This is a genomic window from Petrachloros mirabilis, assembly GCF_975968855.1.
In genome coordinates this window covers 1-6,959 of the sequence record NZ_CDLUDY010000040.1, presented here as the reverse complement: position 1 = coordinate 6,959, position 6,959 = coordinate 1, and the positions used below count along the sequence as shown (strand labels likewise).

Sequence of the window (6,959 nt, the reverse complement as noted above, 5' to 3'; positions counted from 1 at the left end):
CTCTTTCACGATCATTTGCAGATCCTCGGACTGCTGGGCGTTGTGCGGGGATGTCTCCTGGCAGAGGATGTCGGCGTATAGGAGGATCGCGCTGAGAGGGTTGTTGATCTCGTGCGCGACGCCGGCTGCAAGCTTTCCGACCGAAGCCAGCTTCTCCGAGTTTCTGATGTGCTGCTCCAGCTTCTTCGTTTCCGTCATGTCCCTGGCGATGCCCAGCACGCCGAGGATTTCCCCTTCAGCCCCCTGAAGCGGCGATACGCTGACCATCGCGGTTCTAGGTTCCCCCATGCGAGTCACGACTTCGACTTCGTACACTTGCTTTGCACCGATATCCAACGTGTTCTTCAACCGTCGACCCCGATGACGCCTTGAAAGAAGCGCAAGATAGGGTCTTCCGAGCAAATCGTCCTTCCGATAGCCCCACGCCTCCACCTTGCTGTTGACGTACGTAAAGCGTTGCTCGGTGTCGAGCGTATAGATGACGTCGTTGGCGTTTTCCAGCAAATTTTCCAGGTACTGCTTGGTCTCTTCGATTTCCCTCGTCCGTTCACGAACCTTCGCTTCGAGTTCTTCCCGATAGGTCTGGAGCTGCCGCTCCAACTTCTTCCGGTCGGTGATGTCGCGCAGCTGCACCATCACGAGAACCTGGTCAGCCCCGCTCACCCGGATCAAGTCCATCTCAACCGGCGTTTCCATTCCGATCGCGTTACAGACCGTAATTTCCTGCGTCGGCACCTGGCGCTTCCCTGTGGTGATGTCAGCCAACCACCCGTTGAGGGCATCTCGATATGCCGACATAACAACATCGTAGATGCTACGTCCGACCACCTTTGACTCGACATAGCCGAGCGCCTGTTCTTCACGTTTGTTTACAGCAACGATTGCCCCCCCCGCGTCCACCATGAACACGGAATCGGCAACCAGATCGAACAGGGCCTTGTACCGCGCTTGAGAGGCCACTAACTGCTGAGTGCGTTCGGAAACTGCCTGCTCGAGTCCTAAGGTATAGTGCTGCAGTTCCTGTTCGAGCCGACGCCGTTCCGTCACGTCACGCACGAATGCACGGGAATGGACTAGCCCTCCGCGCTCATGATCAAATAGGGCTGTGGTATGAATCTCGACGTCAATTGGATGACCGTCTTTGGCCAGGAGCACGGTTTCCATCGAACTTTGTCCCTGCGACACCAGGCGTTCAAGATAATGCAACACGGCCGTTTCTTTTCCGCGTGGAACCAATTCCCACAACTTCATCGCCAACATTTCGTCGAGCGTGTAGCCCAACTTGTCAAGCCCCGTCTTGTTAACATGAACAAAGCGCCCGCCGCGATCCATCTGATAGATCATTTCCGGAGAGTGTTCGATAAGGTCGCGGTACTTCTCTTCCAGTCTGCGCACATCTGACATCCGTTGCTCGATCTGGCCAAAGGAGCGCTGCAAATTCGCCGCCATATCGTTAAAGGCTTCGGCCAAGCGCTGGATTTCATCCCCTGTTCTCAATTCCAGTCGTCTCTCGAGACGGCCGCTTCCTATTTCTTGAACGCCGTCGTGCAAAGCTTGAATCGGCTTGGCCAGCCGCCTGGCTGCGACAATGCCGGTCCCCCACAACACCGCCAACACGCCTAAGCCATAGAGCAGCACTTTGGCAACCAATTCAGCCAATGGCGCGAACGTCTCCTCAGGATCTTGACGGACAACGGTGATCCACTGCCTTCCGCCGATACTCCCCATCGCGAGCGGCTCGGTGAATCGCACCGGCGCAAACCCGATCAAGGCGTCATGACTCCCGTGAGAATCATCCCCTGCCACGGCCCACCCCGCTTTCAGCGCGGCTAGTGTACCGACCAATGCCGGCGTGACAGAATGCTCTTCCGGAGCGAGGATCGGGCAGATAATCGGCACTCCGTCAGAACCAAACAACATGGCATGGCCCGTCGACCCGATCGTCACTTCGGCAATCGAGTGAAACAGGGTGTCTCGTCGAAGCAGGATGGTGACTGATCCTATGACGGCCTTCTGATTATCGTCGATGATCGGTGCCGCCACGACCACAACATGCGTCCCAAAAGCCGGATCGAAGGAAATATCGCTCACGTACACCTGGGAGCTTCCCCCCTTCACGACTGCCTGCCACCAGGGAGTCTTGCCGTAGAAATACTCTACTTGTGGAATGGAACTGACGACGAGGGCGCCTTGGTTATCCGTGACCAAGATTCCGACATAATCGGACTTTCTGATATCGTGCCATCGAATCAAGTAATTGGTCACGATACGGTTGATAAAGAGCGGAAACTCGCTACGCTTGTCACGTTGTTTCCAGCGACGCTGCCAATCTTTGATGATCTGCCGGATGGCCTGCGGATCCTTATTCTCATAGGTCCGGTTCGCTTCCGTCACGGATGTCCGCAGGAACGGCGTCGAAGCCAACTGCTGCGCTTCGTTCATCCCGCGCGTCACGTGCATCTCGATACGCCGCGCAGCTTCGACGGCGACTTCTTTGAAGTTCGTTCCAGTCATTTCGCGAAGCGCCCGGCGTTCCTCGAAGTACGTCAACGCAAGGAGGAGAGTCAGTGGTAGGAGGCCGACCATCACGATTGCCGTGATGATCTTGCGCTGGAGACTGTGAGACCGACTCCAGAATGCCATGGACATGTCAACCTATACGAACGTCGCGCCGCTCACATCAATTCAATCGACCCGACGGTTCTGTGAAGCGCTAGCTCCTCTTCAACAGCCGCCCCGGAGTTCCCGGCCACAACAAGAGCAACGGACTGGCAACGAACACGGACGAATAGGTTCCGAATATCACGCCCCACAAAAGTGCCAACGAAAAGTCGTGCAAGACTTCTCCTCCGGCCAAGGTCAACGGAATCAGAACCAGCACCACGGTGAGGCTGGTAACAATCGTACGGCTCAAGACCTGGTTGACGGCATTGTTGATCACCGATTCTTCGTTTTCCCGACGTCTCATTCGGAGATTCTCCCGGATCCGGTCGAACACAACGACGGTGTCCGTCAGGGAATAGCCCGCAAGGGTAAGGAGCGCGGTCACGACCAGCAATGTGATTTCCTTGTCCAATACATAAAACGCACCTAGTACAGCCAGCACGTCGTGGAAGGTCGCAAGGGCTGCCGCGACGCCGAAGCGAAATTCGAATCGCGCGGCAATATAGAGAATGATCCCGATGAAGGACACGAGTATGGCGATCATCGCGTCTTCCTGAAGTTTCTTACCGATCGTCGGTCCGATTTCCGTACTGGAATCGACAACAAAGGTATTTGAGACAAACTCTTTTTTGAACACTTCCACAACCCGTTCCGCCGTCTTCTCCTCGATGGTGGTCAAGGCCTTCACACGGATGAGCAGCTTGTTGTCCTGCCCGAACTCTTGGAGTTCGGCGTTCCCGAGCCCGTTCGTCTCCAAGGCTTTCCGGGCTTCGTCGATACGGACCGGCTGGTCGAATTTCAGTTGCACCGCCGTACCACCGGCAAAGTCAATCCCAAGGTTTGCCGCACCCCGGCCGATTTGAACCAACGCAAGAATGCCCAGAAACACCATGACTCCTGAAAAGATAAAGGCAAACTTTCGCTTACCCATGAAATCAATATTTGTCTTCCCTAAAATCTCTAACATGCTCACTCCCTCTTTGAACGCTCGACTCTCAGTCTTCAGCCACCAGCTTGAAGCTGAGAGCTGGTCCCTGACGGCTGTCGCGCTATATGCTCAACTGAGTCACCTTTTGGCGTTGATTCATGATGTCAAATACAACCTTGGTGCCGACCAATGCCGTAAACAGATTGATCGCAATCCCCAAGCACAGGGTGACGGCAAAGCCCTTGATCGGACCTGTGCCGAAGAGAAACAAGGCAACACCGGTGATTAACGTCGTCACGTGAGAGTCGATGATGGTCAACAAGGCCTTGTCGTATCCGCTGTCGACCGCCAATCTCACCGTCTTGCCACTCCGCAATTCTTCACGGATCCGTTCGAAGATGAGCACGTTCGAATCGACACCCATGCCGATCGTCAGCACGATACCGGCAATACCAGGCAAGGTCAGCGTTGCCATCAAGGCCGATAGCGCCCCCATCAAGCACACCAGGTTGAGGATCAAAGCAAAATCGGCAATGACCCCGGACAACCGGTAGTAGACGATCATGAAAAGGACGACGAATACGCCAGCAAAGATGGTCGCTTGCAAACCCTTCTCAATCGAATCACGACCAAGAGAAGGTCCGACCGTCAGGTCCTGAATGATTTTAAGAGGAGCCGGCAACGCACCAGCCCGCAACACGATGGCCAAGTCGTTCGCTTCCTGAGTGGAGAACGTTCCCGTGATCTGCGCTCGGCCGCCCGAAATCCGCTCTTGAATGACCGGAGCCGAGTAGATGGTATTGTCGAGCACGACCGCCATGCGCTTCTTGACATTGGCCTCGGTAATCCGCTCGAATTCCCGGCCACCCTTGGCATCGAAGGTGATCGACACATACGGATCGTTGAACTGACCGATCGAGACCCTCGCGTCGCTCAGCACGTCGCCCGTCAACATCACGCGCTTTTTCACAAGATACGGAATGCGATACTCGCGTCCCGTATCTTTGTCCACCGCCCTCTCGAACAGCACTTCGCTTCCTTCAGGCAACTTGCCTTCGACCTGCGCGAGAACCTCCGCTTCCTTCTCCTTGGGAATACGTGCCGGGAGATCCAGCTTCATCTGGCTTTCTTCATCGAGCATCTTGAATTCGAGCAGCGCCGTTTCCTTGATAAGGTCTTTCGCCCGCTTTGGATCCTTCACGCCGGGAAGCTGCACGACAATCTGTTTCAACCCCTGACGCTGCACCAACGGCTCAGCAACGCCAAATTGATCAATGCGGTTTCTGATCGTTTCCAAGGCCTGATTGATGGCCGAGTCCTTGATCCGCTTGCTTTCGGTCTCTCGCAATTCCCACACAACCGTGTTGTCTGACCCCGCCGCCTCCGTCTCCGCAAACGTGGGGTAGTCGTCGATCAACTTTTTAATCTGATCTTTCAGTTCGGCGTCCTGAAACTGAATCGTGATCGTCGTAGGACCTGTCCGTTTGACCGACTCGACGGGAATCTTCTTGTCCACGAGCATGTCTTGAAGCGAAGTGACCGACCGATCGACCGCAATCTCCACAGCCCGATCTTCGTCCACCTCCATCACCATGTGAATGCCGCCCTGAAGGTCCAATCCCAATGTGATTCCCTTATTGGGCAACGCCGACTTCACCCATCCCGGCAACGACTGATACAAAGGCTGGTACGAAGGCACGGAACAGACGACTGCCACCAGTATGACCAGCAACAACAACGTGAGCCGCCCACCTACTTTTTTCATAGCGCTTTCTACCTCTTTATCCTCTCTACTTTACGAATCCTTGTCTTCCTCTTCGGCGCGCACCCGCGAAATGTAGTCCCGTTGCATCTTGATTTTCGTATTGTCGGCGATCTGCAGCGTGACAGTGTCTTTCCCCAAATTGGTCACGGTGCCCCAGATGCCAGCAGACGTGATGACCTTGTCGCCCTTTTTCAACGCTTCCAGCATTGCCTTTTGCTGTTTCTGTTTCTTCTGCTGAGGGAGGATCAGCATGAAATAGAAGATGACAAAAATCAGTACGAACGGCACGAGCGACAACAACGTCCCGCTTCCCGATCCTCCACCACCCGCTCCCTGAGCCCACGCTACAGATTCCAGCAACATACGACGGTTCCCCTCTTCCTAGATGTTGTCCCTTGTACGACGACCGGTTTCGGCATCTTTCGCCCCAGCGGTATCTACGGCGGGGACATCCCGTTCCAGCCCATGATAGAACAAATCGCGAAATTCCCAGAAAGCCCCCTGCGCAATCGCCGCACGCATACGGTGCATAAAATCGGAAAAATACCAAAGATTGTGAATCGTGTTCAGCCGTGAGGCGAGCATTTCCTTGACGTTGTACAAATGGTGAAGGTATGCACGAGAGTATCGGGCGCAAACAGGGCACTCGCAGCTTGGATCGATTGGCTGCTCGTCACGTACGTACCGCGCCTGCTTGATGAGTACGCGGCCGAATGTCGTAAAGAGCCACCCGGTTCTTCCGTGTCGCGACGGAACGACACAATCGAAGAGATCGATCCCCCGCGCAACCCCTTCGACAAGATTTTCAGGCATCCCGACTCCCATGAGATATCGCGGCTTAGACGCAGGAAGCTCTGGCACCGTGAGATCCAGCATGGCATACATGTCTTCTTTCGTCTCCCCAACCGATAAGCCACCGACGGCGTAGCCTTCGAAATCAAGCTCAACAAGTTCGCGAGCCGATGTGAGTCGAAGGGCTTGATCCAATCCGCCTTGGACAATACCGAAGAGCGCCTGGTCCGTCCTCCGACGGACGTCTAAGCAACGCTTCGCCCACAGTGTCGTACGCTTGACTGCATCCTTCACAAGCGCTTGATCCGCGGGCAACGCCACACATTGATCGAACGCCATGATGATGTCGGCGCCCAATGCCTCTTGGATTTCGATTGCCGTCTCAGGGGTAATGAAATGAGTCGACCCGTCGAGATGTGATTGAAAACTCACCCCTTCGTCGGTGATCTTGCAGAGCTTGGCCAAGCTGAAAATTTGAAATCCCCCGCTATCAGTCAGAATCGCACCCGGCCATCCGGTAAAGCGATGCAGACCGCCCATCTCAGCCACGACCTTGTGTCCGGGACGCAGATAGAGATGGTAGGCATTGTTGAGCATCAACCCGAATCCCAATTGCTCCAAGTCGCGGGGATCAATTCCTTTCACCGGTCCTAAGGTCCCGACCGGCATAAACGTGGGCGTCTCAACCTGACCACGAGGCGTCGTCAGCTTGCCGAACCTGGCCTTTGTGCGTTGATCGATATGTTCAGCAGAAAACTTCACGGTCCCTCGACTATCGAATCCCGGTTACATCTGGTCTGGCGCAGAAAT

Annotated in this window: 5 protein-coding genes; all 5 read right to left on the bottom strand. The window is 55.0% G+C overall.

The window, feature by feature from the left end:
* The coding region (locus tag ACWVCN_RS01550; RefSeq protein ID WP_455243750.1) for a PAS domain S-box protein at positions 1 to 2,643 on the bottom strand (2,643 nt) is incomplete at its 3' end.
* A gap of 70 nt (positions 2,644 to 2,713) precedes the next feature.
* On the bottom strand, positions 2,714 to 3,631 hold the full coding sequence (gene secF, locus ACWVCN_RS01545) for a protein translocase subunit SecF (protein WP_455243749.1): 918 nt from the start codon (positions 3,629 to 3,631) through the stop codon (positions 2,714 to 2,716).
* Positions 3,632 to 3,713: 82 nt separating this feature from the next.
* Positions 3,714 to 5,357, bottom strand: a complete 1,644-nt coding sequence (secD, locus tag ACWVCN_RS01540) for a protein translocase subunit SecD (protein ID WP_455243748.1) — start codon at positions 5,355 to 5,357, stop codon at positions 3,714 to 3,716.
* A gap of 30 nt (positions 5,358 to 5,387) precedes the next feature.
* On the bottom strand, positions 5,388 to 5,720 hold the full coding sequence (gene yajC / locus ACWVCN_RS01535) for a preprotein translocase subunit YajC (protein WP_455243747.1): 333 nt from the start codon (positions 5,718 to 5,720) through the stop codon (positions 5,388 to 5,390).
* Positions 5,721 to 5,738: 18 nt separating this feature from the next.
* Positions 5,739 to 6,911 (bottom strand): tRNA guanosine(34) transglycosylase Tgt, encoded by a 1,173-nt coding sequence (gene tgt / locus ACWVCN_RS01530; RefSeq protein ID WP_455243746.1) that lies wholly within the window; start codon positions 6,909 to 6,911, stop codon positions 5,739 to 5,741.
* Positions 6,912 to 6,959 lie beyond the last annotated feature (48 nt).